Consider the following 18,400-nt stretch of genomic DNA (forward strand, 5'->3'; position numbering starts at 1 on the left):
GAGGGACGTCATGAATGACATGGCAAGGGCAATCGCTGCCTGGCAGCTCGCCGCCTTGGCTATCTTGAGCGGTTGCAGCGCGATGCCCGGTGGGGATCGCGCCACCTTCGACAACCCCTGGCACAAGCCCGCCGCCGAGGCCGCGCCGCCAAGCACGAGCCGCCAGGCTGGGGTCAGGACGCCGCAAAAGGCGGCCGAGCTGGACCGCCGCTTCGACAACCAGGGCATTGCGGCGCAAACGCCGCAGCCGCCCAGCGCCGAGATATACCGCGGCTCGGGGAGCATGCTCGACCTCAGCACGGCGATAGCGGAACGACCGCCAGCCGAGGGTGACATCACCCTGAACTTCCAGCAAAGCGACATCAGTGAGGTGGTCAAGCTCATCCTCGGCGAGATCCTCAACCTCAATTATGTGCTGGACAGCGGCGTGACCGGCAGCGTCAGCCTGCAGACCAGTCGACCGCTGGCGCGCGAAGACCTGCTGCCGATCCTCGAAACCGTGTTGCAGCTCAACGGTGCGGTGCTGATTCATTCGCAGAACCTCTATGAGGTGCTGCCGATAGATGCCGCCCCGGCCGGTGCCTTGTCGCCACGCCTGGTGCCGTCCGCGCAGCGCGGTTATCAACTGCTGGTGATCCCGCTGCGCTTCATCGCCGCGGCGGAGATCGAGAAGATCCTCGAGCCGCTCAAGCCGGCCAAGGGGGTCATGCAGGTCGATGAGCGGCGCAACCTGCTGATGGTCGCCGGCACCCAGCAGGAACTGGCCAATATCCGCGACACGGTGCGCCTGTTCGATGTCGATCAACTGCGCGGCATGTCGGTGGGGCTGTTCCGCTTGCAGGCGGTCGAGGCGCAGGTGGTGCAGGTCGAACTGGACGCCATCTTTGGTGACACCGCCAGCGGCCCGCTGGCCGGCATGGTGCGCATCCTACCCATCGAGCGGCTCAACGCCTTGCTGGTGATCACCCCGCAGGCCAAGTACCTGGACGATGCGCGTACCTGGATTCAGCGCCTCGACCGGGCCGAGAGCGGCCAAGGGCGCAACATCTTCGTCTACCAATTGCAGAACGGTAAGGCCGCGATCCTGGCCGAGGTGCTCACGGCATTGCTGGAAGGGCAGCAGCAGAGTGCCGACGAAGAGAGCAGTGCGACGCCGAGGCGTACCCCGCGTGCCCCCGCCCCCTCCGGCGAACCTGGCGAAGAGACGCCAGCCGCCGCTCCTCCGGCGTTGCTGCTGGGCGCTACCGAGAGCAGCAATCTGGAGGTGGGGGCGGTCGTCGTGATCGCCGACGAGGAGAACAACGCCCTGCTGATCATGGCCACGCCAAGCGACTACGACAAGGTGCTCAAGGTGATCCACAAGCTCGACGTGTTGCCGCTGCAGGTGCTGGTGGAAGCCACCATCGTCGAGGTCGCCCTGGAGGACGAATTGCGTTACGGCCTGCAATGGTTCTTCAAGAGCTCGCTGGACAGCAAGAACGTGCGCGGCACCCTGGGCCGCTTCCCGCTGGTCACCCCGGGCGACCTGAGCCCCACCGGCGGGCTGAGCGTGTTCGACGCCGCGGGCGCGCGGCTGCTGCTCGACCTGCTGGCCAGCGACTCGAAGATCAACGTGATTTCCTCGCCGACCCTGATGGTCCAGGACAACTTCGCCGCGACCATCCGGGTCGGCGACCGGGTGCCGATCCGCACCTCGGAAACCACCAACACCAGCGGGGTGATCCCGGCACCGGGGGATCCCTCGGCGCTGGTCACCAGCACCATTCAGTACCAGGACACCGGTGTGCTGCTGGAGGTCACGCCGCGGATCAACGCCGGCGGCATGATCGCCCTGGAGATCACCCAGGAGGTCAACGACGTCAAGCCGACCACCACCTCCGGTATCGACTCGCCGACCATCACCCAGCGCCGGATTAACACCAACGTGGCCGTGCAGAGCGGCGAGACCCTGGTGCTCGGCGGGCTGATCCAGGAGAACAACAGCCGCTCCAGCGAGGGCTTGCCCTATTTGCGCAATATTCCTTTTCTCGGATGGGCCTTCGGCAGCCAGGGCAAGCGGCTCGCGCGTACCGAGCTGGTGGTGCTGATCACCCCCACCGCGGTAGCCACCCTCGACGAAGCCGATCAGGTGACCCAGGAGTACCGCAGCAAGCTCAAAGGGCTCACCCTGCCGCGCGAGAGCAGGTCGGATCGCCCCGAGCCGCTGTAAGGCGTCATCCGCACACCGCGGGGCAGGCGTAGGGCGGGTGAAACCCGCCGATGGTACAACCTCGCCGATGGCGCAGCATATGCGGGTTGCACCCGCCCTACGAGCGAATCGCCGGCCCTCACCCCGTCGGAGCATCCGACGCCCGCCAGCCGTAGGGCGGGTGAAACCCGCCGATGGTACAAACCCGCCGATGGTGCATATGCGGGTTGCATCCGCCCTACGAGCGAATCGCCGCCCTCACCCCGTCGGAGCATCCGACACCCGCCAGCCGTAGGGCGGGTGAAACCCGCCGATGGTACAAACCCGCCGATGGCGCAGCATATGCGGGTTGCACCCGCCCTACGAGCGAATCGCCGGCCCTCACCCCGTCGGAGCATCCGACGCCCGCTAGGCGTAGGGCGGGTGAAACCCGCCGATGGCGCATTGTGCGCCGTGCCCAGCGGCCTGCGCCGGTACACCTGGCGGGTTTGGGTTTCACCGGGTGAACACCCCTCGGGATACCCGTCCCTTTAGCCCAAGCCGCTCTAGTCCGGGCGTTCTGGCGGCGTATGCGGTGATTGGCGCAGGGCTCTTGTTGCGTGCACTTAACAAATCCTTCTCCGATCCGCCCGGAAGCCGCTTTTTCCCCACGTGTTTTTTATATAAATCTTTATAAATCAACAAAATAAGCATCATGGCACGGTACTTGATACTAGCTGCGCGAGGAGATGCGGTTTGTCTCCGGAATCGGACCCGGCTAGCCATGTGGTCGAACGCTGTTCAGTTTGATGCCCGGGTCGACACAGCACGTCTAACTTCGCCTTGGCAATGGGCTGGCGGGCATCTGTGCGCCAGTAAAAAGACCGGTGAGGACCGCCGGTTTCTCCCTGCCAAGACCCTGTGTGCCTTACCCCCGGACGGATTCTGTCGTGGCAAGGCAAGGGAGCATTCGAATGCGCACGCGAAACTTTCTACGCTCGTGTTGGCACGGGCTAGCAGGACGGGCGCCAGCCTATCTGTTCGGAGCCGTATTCACGGCCGGGCTGGCATTTTCCTTAACCTCTTATGCGGTACATGATGTAGATGTGTTCGAGTTGGATAACGGCACGACCGGAGCCAATGCTATCGATGAGCCGACCAACGCCGGGCCTCCATCCGGGGCGGACGACTGGGCTCAGAACAACTTCCCCAATACCCTCAATAACTGCCCCGCCGGCGTTAACAGTTGTGGCTATGTCGCCGGGCCCAACGTCGACCCTGCCAATCCCGGCGGCTCGGCCTTCCGCAGCCTGTTCATCCAGGACCCCAACGGGGTCGGCAGCAATGACGACATCTTCACCGGTGGTGGCTCCAAGGATGACCTGGATGTCAGCCAGTGGCAGTGGACGACCGGCTCCCCGCCGGACAAGGACGACCTGCTGCCGATTGGCGCGGCGGCCTACCTCGAAGATATCGATGCCGATAACGAGGACGAGCTGCTGATCTACCTGTTCGGCACGCTGTTCGCCCCCAATGGCTCGGCGGCAGTCGGCGCCTGGCTGTTCAAGAAGAACATCGGCACCTGCGCCAACGGCAAGTTCGGCGTGGTCGACAGCAACGGCAACTGCCTGGCTAACCAGCCGGCCGAGCTGCATACCATCGGCGACGTCTTCGTGGTGTCGGAAACCACCAACGGCGGGCGGGCGGTACAGATGCAGGTGTTCAAGTGGGTCGGCAGCAATGCCGCGGCCAAGGCGGCCTGCGTCGCCGACGGCTTCACCCTGGAATCGCCGCAGAACAGCCTGTGCAAGGTGCTCGACGAGGCCAATGCCCTCTGCTCCACCGGTCTGGTGGATGACGATGCCTGCGGCAGCATGAACCTGGGCACCATCAAGCAGGGCGGAACCACCATCCCGGGCTTCCCCACCGAGTCGCCGGATGACTGGGGCTTCCAGTCGAAATTCCCGCCAAAATCGGGGCCGGCCAACCCGCCGGGCACCGACGGTATCGGCAACGATGACTTCCCGGAAACCTCGCTGTTCGAGGCCGGCTTCAACTTCAGCAACCTGTTCCCCAACGAAATCGGCTGCTTCAACAGCTTCCTGATGAACACCCGCACCTCCCATTCGGTACGGGCACAGTTGAAGGACCTGGCCCTGGGCAACTTCCCGCTGTGCGGTATCTCGGTGGACAAGACCGGGCCGGAGAAATCCAAGGTCGGCGACGACGTGACCTACAGCTACACCATCACCAACACCGGGGCGATCACGCTGTATCGTAAATCCATCGTGGATGATGTGGTCGGCGACCTGACTGCGGCTTCCGGCGCTAGCTGCGCCCAGCTCGCGCCGCAGGCCTCCTGCACCTTCGACGTGGATTACACGGTGCAGGCGGGTGACCCTGATCCGCTGGTGAACACGGTGAATGTGGTCTACAACTCCGCGCAGAATCTGCAAGGGGATGACCAGAGCGCGACCGACGACCACAGCGTCAACCTGTTCCAGCCGGAGATCAGTCTGGCCAAGACCGGCGATGCGCTGTCCAAGGTGGGCGATCCGGTGAACTACCAGATCACCCTGAGCAACAGCAGCTCGCACGATACTCCGGACCTGGTGTGCACCATCATCGATCCGTTGGTGGGTATCGATACGCAGGTGACCCTGGCGTCTGGTGCCGAGCATGTGATCGATGCGGTCTACATCGTGCAGGAAGGGGATCTCGATCCGCTGCCGAACACGGCGACGGCCAGTTGTTCACCGGAAGGCTTCCCGAACGTGCTCGAAGCCGATGCCAGCCACAGCGTCGAGCTGTTCCAGCCGAGCGTTACCATCGACAAGTCCGGTACCGAGCTGTCCAAGGTGGGCGATGACGTGGACTACGTGATCACCGTGAGCAATACCAGCTCGGCCGATAGCCCGGATCTGGAGTGCACCGTTAGCGATGCGCTGCTTGGCATCGACGAGGCGGTGACCCTGGCGTCCGGGGAAGACCATGTGATCAACGCAAGCCGTACCGTGCAGGAAGGGGATCCCGATCCGCTGCCGAACACGGCGTCGGTCACTTGTTCGCCGCAAGGCTTCCCGAACGTACTGGAGGCCAGCGACAGCCACAGCGTCGAGCTGTTCCAGCCGAGCATCGCGCTGACCAAGACCGGTGACGAGCTGTCCAAGGTGGGCGATCTGGTGAACTACGAGATCACCCTGAGCAACACCAGCTCGGTCGATAGCCCGGATCTGGAGTGCACCGTCAGCGATCCGCTGCTCGGTATTAGTGAGCCGGTGACCCTGGCGTCCGGGGAAGGCCATGTGATCAACGCAAGCCGCACCGTGCAGGAAGGGGATCCCGATCCGCTGCCGAACACGGCGTCTGCCAGCTGTTCACCGATCGGCTTCCCGAACGTGCTGGAGGCCAGCGCTAGCCATATCGTCGAGCTGTTCCAACCGAGTGTGGCGATCGACAAGTCGGCCGTCTGTGAAGCTGTCGCGGTGGGTGAAGACATCACCTATAGCTACACCATCAGCAACACCAGCTCGCCTGATAGCCCGGCGTTGAACCTGGTCAGCATTGTCGACGACAAGCTGGGTGATCTGAGTGCCGATGCTACGGGGGCGGGTTGTGATGCCCTGGCTGCGGGTGATAGCTGTAACTTCAGCAGGGTGGTGAGCACCTCGGGTGGCTTACCGGGTACGCTGACCAACACGGTCGATGTGCTGTACAACCCGGCGGGCTTCCCCAACGAGATCACGGCGAGCGACTCTCAGGATTGCGAGATCGTGCTGCCGAATCCGGCCACCGTGGTGATCGAGAAGATCCTGCAGAACGCGGAGAACCTGGCGTTCGACTACAGTGCGACCAACCTGTCGGTAGCCAACTTCTCGTTGACTCCGCTGTTCGGTGCACTGCCGTTGGCTAACTCGCCATTCGCCGCTCCGGCAGCCAATGAAGGCTTCGCGACCACCATCGAACTGACCGTGGAGATCCCTGACGTCAACCAGACCGAGGATGCTAGCGTCACCGAGGATGATCCGCTGCCGGCCTTCGTCAACTTCGTCAGCCTGGAGTGCGCTGCGGCAACGGATGGAACCTTGACTGGCCCCGTGGTGATCGTCGACAAGACCGCGACCCTGACCCTGGGCAGTGGCGACTTCGCCTTCTGCCGCTACGTCAACGCGTTCAATCCTGGCGATGAGGGTTGTACCCCGGGGTTCTGGAAGCAGGAACACCACTTCGGCCACTGGCTGCCTACCGGCTACCTGCCAGACACAGTGCTGAACACCGTGTTCACCTTCCCGGCCAACGGTCCGATAGCAAGCCTGGGTGGCGACACCATGCTGCAAGCGCTGAACTATATGGGCGGCAATAACACCAAGGGCGCGGCGCAGATCCTGCTGCGTGCCGCAGTGGCTGCCGTGCTCAACGCCGCGCATCCAGACGTGCAGTTCGCCTTCACCGAGGGCGATGTGATCGCCGACGTCAACGCCGCGCTGAACAGTGGTAGCCGCGCCACCATGCTGGCGCTGGCCACCACCCTGGATAACGCCAACAACGGCGTGACCATCGACAACGGCGGCACCGAGTCCTGCTCGCTGTCGGGGCGGCTGTTCCTGTAATAACTGAGGCCCAGGAGGCCTAAGAGGAGGAAGGGCGATGCCGCAAGGCATCGCCCTTTTTTGTTGGGCGGGTGCAACCCGCGGGGCTGGGCGATGCGGGGTAGGTCATGCGAGGCAGGCGATGCGGGTTGCACCCGCCCTACGGGCTTTCGCGGGGCCTGCGACATCAGGGTTGCCACTCCACCGGTCGCGCGGCTTTGCGCATCCGGCGACGAACCCAGCTACCCCGTAGGGCGGGTGCAACCCGCGGGACAGGCGATGCGAGGCAGGCCATGCGAGGTAGGCGATGCGGTTGCACCCGCCCTACGGGTTTTCGCGGGCCTGCGACACCAGGTTTGCCACCCCACCGGCGGCGCGGTTTTGCGCATCCGGCGACGAACCCAGCTACCCGCCCTGTTTAGCTGCGTTGGGTCAGGGCCCTGCCTCAGCCCTTCTTGCCATTGCCGTTGCCGTTGCTGTTGCCCGGGCTGCTACTGGTGCTTTGCTGCAGGTTCACTTGCACGTTGGCGCTGGCGCTCTTGCTGCCGTTGCTGATGGTGTAGCTGAAGCTGTCGCTGCTCTTGAAGCTCTTGGCCGGGCGGTAGGTCACGGAGCCGTCGGCATTGATGGTCACCGAGCCCTTGCTGCCCTGGGTCACGCTGGTCACCGTCAGCTTGGCGCCCTGCGGGTCGCTGTCGTTGGCCAGCACCGGGATCACCACCTGGCTGATGCTGCTCAGGCTGGCCAGATCGTCCTTGGCCACCGGTGTTTGCAGGCTGCTGGTCGCGACCGAGACGCTGACCTGGGCGCTGGCACTGCCGCCCTTGCCGTCGCTGATGCTGTAGCTGAAGCTGGTGGTGCCGCTGTAGCCGCTGGTCGGGGTGAAGGTCAGGCTGCCGTTGCTGTTGAGCTTGACGCTGCCGTTGCTGACGCCGCTGACCGAGCTGACGCTGAGGCTGTCGCCGTCCGGGTCGGAGTCATTGGTCAGTACGGCGATGGTCACGGCGGTGCCGGCATCGGTGCTGGCGCTGTCGTTCTTGGCTACCGGCGCGCTGTTGCTGGTGCTGGTCGGCGCTTCCACCACGTAGGCGGCGGTGGCAGTGGCACTGTGGCTGCCACTGGCGGCGCTGCCGGTGATGTCATAGAAGCCGGCAGCGCCGCTGCTGGAGGAGGTGACGCTGAGGGTCGCGGTGCCGCTGGCGCCAGGCGCCAGGCTCAGGGAGCTCTTGTTCAGGCTCTTGGCCCAGCCACTCGGCGCACCGGCGGACAGGCTGAAGGAGCGGCTGCTGCAGTTGCTGCTGTCCTGGTTGCTGACGGTCAGGTTGTAGCTGACCGTGGTGCCGGCGCTGACCCAGTTGTCGCTGCTGGCGGTGAGGCTGACGCTCGGGTTGCGCTGGGTGCACTGTTCCGCCCCCAGGCTGATATCGACCTGGGCCTCGCTGCTGCTGGCCGACAGGGTGGTGACACTGATCCCGGCCGCGCTGTCGTTGAAGCGCTGGCCGGATACCAGGGCGGCGTCGTACCAGGCGGACGTGCCCGGAGTCATGTCGAGCATGTAGCTGGCATTGCCATTGAGGTCGATGGCGCTGTGGATGGACACGCCTTTGCTCAGGTTGCCGCCGCTGCCATCGTAGAAGCTCAGCCCGCTGTCCTGACCGATGGCCTGGCGGTATTCCAGGTAGTACCAGGTCTTGGCGCCAGTGCTGGGGTCGGTGCTCTTCAGCGCCTTCAATGCCAGCGGCTGGGTGCCGACGAACTCCTGGGGGGCCAGGCGGTAGCTGCCGGAGCTGCTGACGGTGAGGATGCTGTTGCCGAACCAGCCCAGGCGGTCCTTCTGGTAGGCGTTGAAGTGGCCCTTGCCGGCCCCCATGCTGTCGGCCAGGTCGCCATATTCGCGCACCGTGCAATTGCTGCCCAGGGTGCTGCTGCCGCAGTCCAGGTCATGGGAGTGGTAGAGGCCGAGGTTGTGCCCCAGTTCATGGGTGTAGGCCGATTTGTTGAAGGAGCCGTTCAGCCAGGCACGGGACGGCTTGCCGCCGACGGTGCCGAGGCCGCCCCAGCCGCAGCTGGAGGTGGCCGGGAAGGCGTAGACCAGACGCTCGTAGTTGGCCAGGTTGTGACCGGCAGCGGTCGCGGCCTGATCGGCCAGATTGGTGATGGCCGTGCGGTCGCAGCTGCTGCTGGAGGTGGCCAGGGTTTGCCAGCCGAAGACCGTGGCCTTGAATGAGGTCTGGTTGTAGGAGACCTCCTGATAGAAGGGGTTGATCTGGTCGGTGAACAGTGCCTGCATGGCGCTGCTGGTCCAGGGCTTGTTGTTCGGTGCGTCCTGGAAGTTGACCATCATCACCAGGGTGCGTTGCTCGCCGATGGTGTTGGGCTGCACGCCGGGCTGGCTGCCGTAGCTGGTGCTGCTGCTGGCGGCGAGGGTGAGAATGTCTTCGTCGAAGCTGTTAACCACGATGTCGCCATCGTCGGCACGGCCGGCGGCGGCTGGCGGAACCCGCAGGCCGTTGAGGCGCACGCGTTTCCCGCTGGGCAGTTCCTTGGTGCTCCTGACCGCCTCATGCAGGGCGAAGCGTTCGCCGAGCGCGGTCTTCAGCGCATATTCGACACGGCTCTGCCCGGGGTCCTCGAAGTTGTCGACATGCACAACCTCCAGTTCCCCTTCGATTTCCACTTCCTCCTCGAGCAAGGCCAGCAGCTCTGCAGGCAGGTCGGCTTGCTTGTCCTGCGGAATCGCCACCCGCAGCACTTCGGCCGGGTGGTTCTTGACCAGTTCGGCGAGCATCTGCCGGCGCTGCTCGGCCTGGGCCAGCAACAGTTCGCGGCGCTGCTGCTTGTCCTGCGGCGCAGCCTGCTGCCAGCGCTTGTGCAGGGTCAGCAGTTCCTGGGTACGTGAACTTGCGGCTTGGCGCGCGGTCTGCTCGCTTGCAGGGTCGGGCTGGACGGCATGCGAGTGGGCCGGGTCGGCCGCGAGCCCGGCCGAGGCGAGGCAGGTGGCGAGGGCCAGGCTGGACAAAATCAGGGCAAAACGGGGCTGGGGCGGGCGCATGAGGCTCTCCTGAAGCAAACTCAGAAAAGTCCTCTTCACGGCTGTCCATGAGGGAGGTTCTCCTTCGGCAGTCCGGCGACCCCATGGGGGCCCGTAACTTTGCGACGCCAGGTTGCCCTGGTTATGCCTTTGTCGGGAGAGGAGCTTTCTGTATCGCTGATGCACGGGGGTAGCGACGAGCTACCCGGTTATAAAAGCCCCTCGATCGCACCCATGTGTAACGCTCATGGGGCGCTCTTCAAAACCTCACTGTTCACTGCCACTGCAGCGGGGGGTATTTCCTGTTTCAGCTACGCATTTACAGTGTTCAATTTCTGTACATGTGTAATGGGGGCGAAATCTAGCATGGCATTTGTTCATTTTTTATACAGTTGAGGCATAACGACTGTACGATTTGGTTAAAAAAAAATATGGAACTTTTCCCGATCAGGGTCGAAAGGCCTGCCGCAGAGGGTGCGAAGGAGTAGAACGGGGAGAGGGGGTGAAATCGACCGTTTATCGGTGGGAGGGTGGCTGGCGCGACCTGTGTCACAGTGCCATCAGGCCTTGGAGGCTGTGAAAGCATCGGGCGCCGGCGCGATGCGATTCCAGGTATTCGCGATAAATGAGCTGTTCCAGGTCGCGCGTTCGGCGACGCCCCTGAGGGGCGGCTTCGAAGCGCTGTCGCGCAGCAACCCAGGTGGCCCAGGGTGCACGGCACGCAAGACCGTGTGGACGGTGTAGGAGCGGCTTTAGCCGCGAAGCTTTGCTGTGCCGCGAAGAATTCGCGGCTAAAGCCGCTCCTACAGCCGCTCCTACAGCCTGGAGGGCTGTTCTTGGCGCGATGCTTGATGGCCACAGTAGGCGAGCGGTTGTTTCACAGACTCTCAGGACAGCATTTCGCTGTCGTCGACTTCGTCCCATAGCAGGATCAGCGGCTGGACGCTGGGATGGATCTGCTGGTAGACGTGATGCTTGCGGTGCAGGATTTGCCAGGTGATGAAGGGCGGGTCGGCGAATACAGGGAAAGCGGTCGGGCCAGTGTCCTGGTCCGGTGCTATCGGGTCGTAGTCATCCTTGTGGCCATTCGGTGGTGCTTGGTGGTCGGTTGCACGGTGCCCATGATCGTACATGGCGGTTTCCTCCCTGCATGGGAAGAAGATTGCAAAATGCCAGCCATGTTTTTTTATTCTTTATTAATCAACTGGTTATGTTTTTAGCGTGGGGTACTTTCACGCCAATTGTTCAGTTAGGGTTACAGCCCCTCAACGGATGCCGTATTTATCCATCATCCGGTACAGGGTGACACGGGATACGCCGAGCAGCTTGGCGGCATGCGAAACATTGTTCATGGACTGGCTCAGGCAACTGCGCACCGCCACTTCCTCGGCGTGCGCCCGTACCTGTTCCAGCGGTTCGATCTCGACCCTGGCGTCGCTTTCGGCCAGGCCCAGATCCCGCGGGGTGATCATGCGGTTCTCGCTCATCACCAGGGCACGGCGGATCCGATTGATCAGTTCGCGCACGTTGCCCGGCCAGTCGTAACTCTGCATGGCCGCGACGGCCTGGCGGGTGAAACCGCGCACCACGCTGCCCTGTTCCTTGGCGAACTTGTGCAGGAAGAAGCGCGCGAGCAATTCGATGTCGCTGTTGCGTTGTGCCAGGCGCGGCACCTCGATGCTGAGCACGTTCAGGCGATAGTAGAGGTCTTCGCGAAAACGTCCCTCGCTCACCGCCTGCTCCAGGTCGACATGGGTCGCGGCGATCACCCGTGCGTTGCTGGTCAGGCTCTGGTTGCCGCCGAGGCGCTCGATGGTCTTCTGTTCGAGGAAGCGCAGCAGGTAGACCTGCAGCTGCTGCGGCAGGTCGCCGATCTCGTCGAGAAAGATGGTGCCGTTCTGCGCGGCCTCGATGCGCCCGATCTTGCGCTTGTAGGCGCCGGTGAAGGCGCCTTTTTCGTAGCCGAACAGCTCGGCGTGGATCAGGGTTTCCGGCAGGGCGCCGCAGTTCACCGCGACGAAGGGCCCCCCTCGATGCTGCGAGCGCTGGTGCACGGCGCGGGCGATCATCTCCTTGCCCACACCGGTCTCGCCGCGGATCAGCACCGGCGCATCGACCGTGGCGACCCGACGGATCTGATCGAAGATCCCGAGAAACTGCTTGCTGCCGCCAACCATGTGAAACTCTTCGATCGGCAACAGCAGGGTGTCTTCCGTGGCCCGCAGTTTGGCCATGCCATGCAGGTGGCCGAGGGCACACCTGAGGTGGGTACTGTCTTCGAGCGGCAGGGAAAAATAATCGTAGAAATGCTCGTAGATCAGTTGGCGGAATTCCGCTTTCTCGAGGTTGGCCGGATTGGTCAGGGCGACCCAGGACAGATGCTCGTCGGTGTTGAGCAAGGTTTCGACCTGTTCGCGCTGTTCCTCCGTGAGACTGTTGGGCAGGAAGGCGACGCCGACGCTGTAGGGGCGCTGCTTGAGCAGGGCCAGGTTGTTGCTCGACGAGGTGATGCGGTCGAAGACCCAGTCGGTCACATGCAGGTTGGAGGATAGCCGTTCGTCGTTGAACGGGTCGTAGAGCAGAGCACGGCGTGGCTCTTCCATCAGTTGTCGGGCGGTGGCAGGCATTTGTTAAGCCCCTTGAACACATTCTTCTAACTACTCTTCCTTTCCGTTACTACGCTATACAAGAGTAGTTTCATTAGTGGCGATTTTCAGGCCAGGCGACGAAAGGAGTGGCGACCGGCTAGTACACCGAAACAGGTCGAATCCGGACTGGAAACCGGCGTCTGGGGCTCTATAGTCTTGTTGAGCTTTGCGAGGTTCGATGAACCATGTATAGCAAGTATTTCGGCTTCTCAGATCTGCCATTCACCATTGCGCCAGACCCGCGCTACCTCTACCTCAGCGCGCAGCATCGCGAGGCGCTGGCCAGTTTGTTGTATGGCATCAACAGTAACGGCGGCTTCGTCCTGCTGACCGGCGATGTCGGTACGGGCAAGACCACGGTCTGCCGCTGCCTGCTCGAGCAACTGCCCGACTCGGCCGAGGTGGCCTTCATCCTCAACCCGAAATACAGCATCACCGAGTTGCTGGAAGCCATCTGCGACGAACTGAAAATCCCCTACCAGCACAGCCGTAGCCAGATCAAGGGTTACATCGATGCGCTCAATGCCCACCTGCTGGCGGCGCATGCCAGGGGCGTCAATACCGTGTTGATCATCGACGAGGCACAGAATCTCAGCCTCGACGTGCTGGAGCAGGTTCGCCTGCTGACCAACCTGGAAACCAGCAGCCAGAAGCTGTTGCAGATCATCCTGATCGGTCAGCCCGAGCTGCTGGATAAACTGGCCCGCCCGGAGCTGCGCCAGCTCAATCAGCGGATCACCGCTCGTTACCACCTCAATGCCCTGTCCCGCGCCGAGTTGGGTGCCTATGTCAGCCACCGTCTGGCGGTCGGCGGCAGTGAGGCGCCGCTGTTCACCCGCGCCGCGCTCTGGCGTCTGCAGCGGCTGACCGGCGGTGTGCCGCGGATGGTCAACATCATCTGCGACCGGGCCTTGCTGGGTGCCTTCGTCGAACGCCGCGGCAAGGTCGGCTGGGGCGTGCTGGGACGGGCCGCGCGTGAAGTGCGCGGCCAGCAGGCCGCCGCGAGGTCGCGTTGGCGCCTGGCGCTGCTGTCCGTGGCCTTGCTTGGCCTGTTGCTGGGGCTGGTTTTCTGGAATCCGGGCGGGTCCGGTCTGATGGCTGGGCTGCTGCCGACAGTGCCCGCCGAGGTGCAGGTTTCGGCAGTGGCCTCATTGGCGCCAGTCGAGCAGCCAGTGGCGCAAGAAGAGCCCGAACCTGCGCTGCTGGAGGCGGACGAGGTACTTGTCGAGGAACCCGTGGTCGCCACGCCGACGCGCGAGCCGCCTTCCAGCCCGGCCGACTGGCAGTGGCCGGACGGCACCGATCTGGGCGCGACCGAGCCCTTGGCCTATCAGGCGTTGTTCCGGCTCTGGGGGGTGGAGTACAACCCAAGCGGTGCGCCGGTGGTCTGCCAGTTTGCTCGCTTGCACAAGCTGGGCTGCCTGCTGCAGCCGGTCGATCTCGATGAGCTGCTCAAGTTGAACCTGCCTGCGGTGATCAACCTGTTCAATGCCGCCGGCCAATCGTTCTTCGCCACCCTGATCGGCGTCGAGCCGCGCGCGGGGCTGGCGCGCGTGAATATCGCCGGCGAGCTGCGCAGCGTCGAATTGGCCGAACTGCGTAGCTGGATGCAGCAGAATCAACTGGTGCTCTGGCGCATGCCGCCCGGCTACCAGGTGCCGCTGCGTCCCGAGGCGCGTAGTGCCCTGGTGCCTTGGCTGGATGCGCAGCTGGCCTGGCTGCAGGGGCGTACTCCCGCGGTGACTCGCACAGAGCACTACGATCAGGAACTGCAACTGCAGGTCCTGGCCTTTCAGCACCACTATCAACTGATCACCGATGCCGTGGTCGGGCCGCAGACCCTGATCCAGCTCAGCAGTCTGACCGATGCGGACATTCCGCAGTTGGCGGCCACCGAGCCGGAGGGGGAGTGAGTCCATGTCTTACATTCTCAACGCCCTCAAACATTCCGAAAGCCAGCGTAACCGCGGCGAGATCCCGCATATCGACTCGCAGCCGGAGTTCGGCAAGGTGGCGTCGCGCAAGTGGAGCGAGGCGCTGTGGAAGTGGCTGGCCCTGGCCGCTCTGGTGGCCCTGCTGCTGAGCCTGGCCTGGATGCTGTTCGATTCGGTACCTAATGCGCTGCAGGAGACGCCTGCCGCCAGTGCGCCCGCTGTCGAACCGGCCGCAAAGCCTCAGGACGCCATGCCGCTGGCGCTGCCCGAGTCGTCAGCGCAGGCCCCCGGCTTGCCTGCGCTGCAGGGCATGGCCGGGGTGAGGATTCGTCTCGATGACGACGTCGCGACCAGTCCCGAAGTCGCATTCGCGTCGGACGGGCGCGAGAGTCCGCGGGTGGTGCTCGACATGCCGATCAGCCTCGGTGTTGCGGCGCCTCCTGCGCCAGTGCCGACGGCTGCGCGCGAAGCACCGCCAGTGGTCCGCGAAGCGCTGCCGGTGAGAGATGAGGCACCACCTGAGGAGGCCATCAGCGGGGTCAACCACTGGAAGACCCTGCCTGCGCAGATGCAGAAGCAGCTGCGCGAGATGGCCTTCACTGCGCACATCTACTCGAGCGATCCGGCCGCGCGTTTCATCCGGGTGAGTGGCCGCACGTTGCGCGAAGGCGATCTGCTGTCCGCGCAGTTGAAACTGCAGCAGATCGCCCGTGACGGCATCGTCTTCAGCTACGGCCGCGATAAATTCTGGTTCGGCTTCAACTGAGCGCAGCGGGCATACAAGCTGCACTTTGCTACAACCGATCCCGCCTGCCCGTGGGGGGTTGGTCCGATTATCTGTTGCAGGCAGCTTTTGCAGAGAGGGCGAGGCGGCGCTGTGTTCGGGGCGCAGCGACAGCCCGCCAGCTGTGTGTGGTGTCGAGCGTCCCGGGCCGTGGTCGCGTGGCCCCGGCACGAGGTGTTAGCCGGCCGTTGAAAACCTAGGCGAGGCAGCCGAGACAAGGCTTAGGCGGCCCCACAACAACTGGCGAGAAACGCAGCGTAGCGAAGTAACAGCCAACGGCTGGCCCGTAGGGTGAGCACAGCGAATCAAGCGCACAGGGCTCGCATGCGAGTTTGCGGGGGTATAGATGAGCATTACTCGCTTCGCTCGCCCTACGGGCCGCGCTGAAGCGCGTTAGCTGCAAGCGGCTTGCCGAGGGTGTTTTTAACGCCGTATCGGCAACGCAGGTAGTGTTTAACAGCCTGCCAGGGCTATGGGGTACCCCGGTCGCGGATCAGGTAGCACAGATCCGGGGTCTCGCTGCAGCCGCTGTAGCCTTCGGCGATGACTTCGTCCATGGCCTTCTGCAAGCGTTCGACGACTTCGTCGGGGGTTTTCTTGTTCAGCGCCAGATAGATTTTTTCGCGGCGAAAGCTCAGCACGGTTTGCAATCCGGTGATGTCTTCCTCCTTGGCATAGATGCGCCAGACCGGGTCCGAGGTGGCCCACAGCTCGATGCGGCCACTGAGCAATTTCCGCAGGTTCTCCTCGTCTTGTAGGGTGTCGATCACGGCCAGATTCTGGCTCTGCAGATACTGGCTGATGCCACCATTCTTGTAGGCCCCCATCCGATAGCCCTTGGCCTGGGCCAGGTTTTCGAACATGAGGGCGCTGCCGGGTGCCGCGAGCAGCACGCTCTCGTAATGGGCAAGCGGGCCGACCCATTTGAACTGTGCCCTGTTCTTTTCGTTGCGGGCAACGCTGAGCAGTCCGTGATCGGGTCGCGCCAAGGTCTGTTCGTAGACCCGGTTCCAGGGCGTGCGCAGGGTCAGGCTGTACTCGATGCCTGCGCGTTTGAACACCTCGCGCACGGTATCGGTCGCGATGCCCAGAACCTCGTCGCCACGGGCGAAATTCTTGCCGCCCTTGGCCATATTGAAGGGGGGGAATTTGCGCTCAGCAGAATGATTCGATAGTCCGGGGGCAGCTCGGCCCGGGCATTGATTGTCCCCAGGAGCAGGTAGGACAGCAGTACAGCTGTAAGGGGTTTAGGCATGCGGTCGTTCCTCAAGGCGTTATTTTTTTTGTGTCCCATGAGCAAGCACAGCGGCAGGCAAACAACTCGGGCGAGCTGAGCCGAAAAAGGCGTAGCCGTATGCGCACAGTAAGACGGGCCGGGCAGGATGCAACTGCCCGACCCGTGCCCGCGGACGGGGCCGTGACTAGAGCAGCGACAAGGTGTAGCTGACGATCAGGCGGTTCTCGTCGATGTCGCGGCCGAAGTTGTTGCGCATGGTCGCGTTACGCCATTTCACCCCGAGGTTCTTGAGGGGGCCGTTCTGCACCACGTAGGCGATGTCCATGTCGCGTTCCCACTCCTTGCCGTCCGAGGCGGCGCCACGGTCGATGTTGTCACCGGTCAGGTAGCGGGTCATGAAGGTCAGGCCCGGGATGCCCACGGAGGCGAAGTTGAAGTCGTAACGCGCCTGCCAGGAGGTTTCGTCCTTGGCCGCGAAGTTGCCGATCTGCACGTAGTTAACCAGGTAGGGGTCGGTCCCGCCGACATAGGCCGCGCCGGTGTCACCGCTCATCTTCTGGTAGCCCAGGCCCAGGCTGTGACCGCTCAGCGCATAGGTGAACATCGCGCCGAAAGCCTTGTTGTCGATGTTGCTCGAGCCGTCGTCGGTGGAGCGGGCGAAACGCAAATCGGTCTTGAACGACTGCTTGTCGCCCAGTGGCAGTACGTGCACCAGGTTCACCGAGTGCTGCTTGTACATCTCCTCCAGGTTGGAGTAGTAGTAGCCCGCGCTCAGGCTGTCGCTGAGCTTGTAGGTGCCGCCGCCGTAGAGGAATTCATTGGACTGGTTGGCGCCGCTGATTTTGATCCCGCTCAGGGCGAAGGTGTTGAGGGTCATATCCTCGTAATCGCTGGAATTGCGGTTGTTGACCTCGTCCAGGTATCCGGCGTCCAGGGTCAGCCCGGCGATGTCCTTGGACACCAGTTGGGCGCCACGGAAGACCTGGGGCAGCAGGCGACTGTCGCTGGAGCCGATGGCCGGGTTCTTCAGCTGCAGGGCGCCGACCTTGAGCAGGCTCTCGGCCACATTGGCCTTGGCGGTCAGGCCCAGGCCGCTGTAGGAGTCCTGGGAGCCGCCTGAGCGATCCGGGACCAGCAGGCCGCTGCCGGCGGTGCCGCCACCGGAGTCCAGCTTGAAGCCCAGGGTGCCTAGGGCGTCGAGGCCAAAACCCACGGTACCGTCCGTGTAGCCCGATTCCAGGCGCAGCAGGAAACCCTGGGCCCATTCCTCGGATTTGGCCTGGCCAGCCCCGTCGCGGAAATCGCGGCTGAAATAGAAGTTGCGCGCTTCGATGCTGGCTTTGCTGGCCTTGATGAATTCAGCCTGAGCCATCAGCGACACACCAAGTGTGCCGGCGGCGACAGCCAGTGCGAGGGAGGTTCTTTTCATTGTCGTTTTCTCCGGTGTTTTTATGGGCGTTACATCGGCGCGTAATAGCTACGAACCGGATCCGTGGGCACACTCCCTCCGTCGCGCCATGGGGCGCCAAAACTGTTCGGTGGACGGCGGAGCGGGCGAAATCAGGTTGGCGTTGCGCCTAGACCCGGGCTTGAGGTCATACGGGCGATGTGGCGGGCAGCGAGCCGGGCAAGGGTGCGGAAAGAGGCGGCGAGCGTGGTAAGCGTGAGCGACATAGGAGACCTCGACAGCTTAGGGGTGATGTTTATGGGCCCCAGTTGAAAGGGCCGATAGTGCATGTGACGCCCCGGCAGCGCTGCCCGAGGTCCGTGATTTACGGGCAAGGCTTTGCCCGCCGTGGTGGCCACGGCGCAGCGAATACCGTAGGAGGATGCCCCTGCGCGATGAAGGCGCAGGGGCGTTCGAAGCGCTACTTGCCGTACACCAGTTCCGGCAGCCAGGTGATCAGGCCGGGGAAGATATAGGCCACCACCAGCAAGAACATCTGGATCAGGATGAACGGCAGCACGCCTTTGTAGATGGTGCTGGTGGGCACCGAACTGGGCGTGACG

8 protein-coding genes, 2 pseudogenes and 1 riboswitch are annotated in these 18,400 nt (G+C 63.4%); of the genes and pseudogenes, 4 read left to right on the forward strand and 6 right to left on the reverse strand.

The window, feature by feature from the left end; translation table 11 throughout:
• Positions 1–10 precede the first annotated feature (10 nt).
• Both gspD and ABZE94_RS04465 read left to right on the forward strand, forming a co-directional pair.
• The gene (gspD, locus tag ABZE94_RS04460; protein ID WP_372874326.1) at positions 11–2,209 is read left to right on the forward strand and encodes a type II secretion system secretin GspD; all 2,199 of its coding nucleotides are present in this window, start codon (positions 11–13) and stop codon (positions 2,207–2,209) included.
• Between the two features lie 1,064 nt (positions 2,210–3,273).
• On the forward strand, positions 3,274–6,777 hold the full coding sequence (locus ABZE94_RS04465; protein ID WP_372874327.1) for a hypothetical protein: 3,504 nt from the start codon (positions 3,274–3,276) through the stop codon (positions 6,775–6,777).
• A 424-nt stretch (positions 6,778–7,201) separates the two neighbouring features.
• Here ABZE94_RS04465 and ABZE94_RS04470 read toward each other — a convergent pair whose 3' ends face one another.
• The 3 genes from ABZE94_RS04470 to ABZE94_RS04480 all read right to left on the reverse strand — a co-directional run bounded on the left by ABZE94_RS04470 (position 7,202) and on the right by ABZE94_RS04480 (position 12,414).
• Positions 7,202–9,808 (reverse strand): Ig-like domain-containing protein, encoded by a 2,607-nt coding sequence (locus ABZE94_RS04470; protein ID WP_372874328.1) that lies wholly within the window; start codon positions 9,806–9,808, stop codon positions 7,202–7,204.
• 63 nt (positions 9,809–9,871) lie between these two features.
• Positions 9,872–9,946, reverse strand: a riboswitch (cyclic di-GMP riboswitch).
• 728 nt (positions 9,947–10,674) lie between these two features.
• A complete protein-coding gene (locus tag ABZE94_RS04475; RefSeq protein ID WP_372874329.1) occupies positions 10,675–10,920 on the reverse strand; it encodes a hypothetical protein in 246 nt (81 codons plus the stop codon).
• A 132-nt stretch (positions 10,921–11,052) separates the two neighbouring features.
• Positions 11,053–12,414: a sigma 54-interacting transcriptional regulator gene (locus ABZE94_RS04480; protein WP_372874330.1), complete on the reverse strand. Its 1,362-nt coding sequence runs from the start codon at positions 12,412–12,414 to the stop codon at positions 11,053–11,055.
• Between the two features lie 206 nt (positions 12,415–12,620).
• On the opposite strand from ABZE94_RS04480, the gene ABZE94_RS04485 reads away from it, so the two are divergent.
• Positions 12,621–14,348, forward strand: a complete 1,728-nt coding sequence (locus ABZE94_RS04485; protein ID WP_372874331.1) for an AAA family ATPase — start codon at positions 12,621–12,623, stop codon at positions 14,346–14,348.
• A gap of 4 nt (positions 14,349–14,352) precedes the next feature.
• A complete protein-coding gene (locus tag ABZE94_RS04490) occupies positions 14,353–15,135 on the forward strand; it encodes a general secretion pathway protein GspB (protein ID WP_372874332.1) in 783 nt (260 codons plus the stop codon).
• A 488-nt stretch (positions 15,136–15,623) separates the two neighbouring features.
• Here the strand turns inward: ABZE94_RS04490 and ABZE94_RS04495 are convergent.
• The 3 genes and pseudogenes from ABZE94_RS04495 to ABZE94_RS04505 form a co-directional block, all read right to left on the reverse strand.
• A pseudogene (locus ABZE94_RS04495) lies at positions 15,624–16,408 on the reverse strand (substrate-binding periplasmic protein).
• A gap of 166 nt (positions 16,409–16,574) precedes the next feature.
• The gene (locus ABZE94_RS04500; RefSeq protein ID WP_372874333.1) at positions 16,575–17,819 is read right to left on the reverse strand and encodes an OprD family porin; all 1,245 of its coding nucleotides are present in this window, start codon (positions 17,817–17,819) and stop codon (positions 16,575–16,577) included.
• Between the two features lie 439 nt (positions 17,820–18,258).
• Positions 18,259–18,400, reverse strand: a pseudogene (locus tag ABZE94_RS04505) (C4-dicarboxylate ABC transporter); the annotation flags it as partial.

It is taken from the genome of Pseudomonas sp. (assembly GCF_041601375.1).
Classification (GTDB): Bacteria; Pseudomonadota; Gammaproteobacteria; order Pseudomonadales; family Pseudomonadaceae; genus Aquipseudomonas.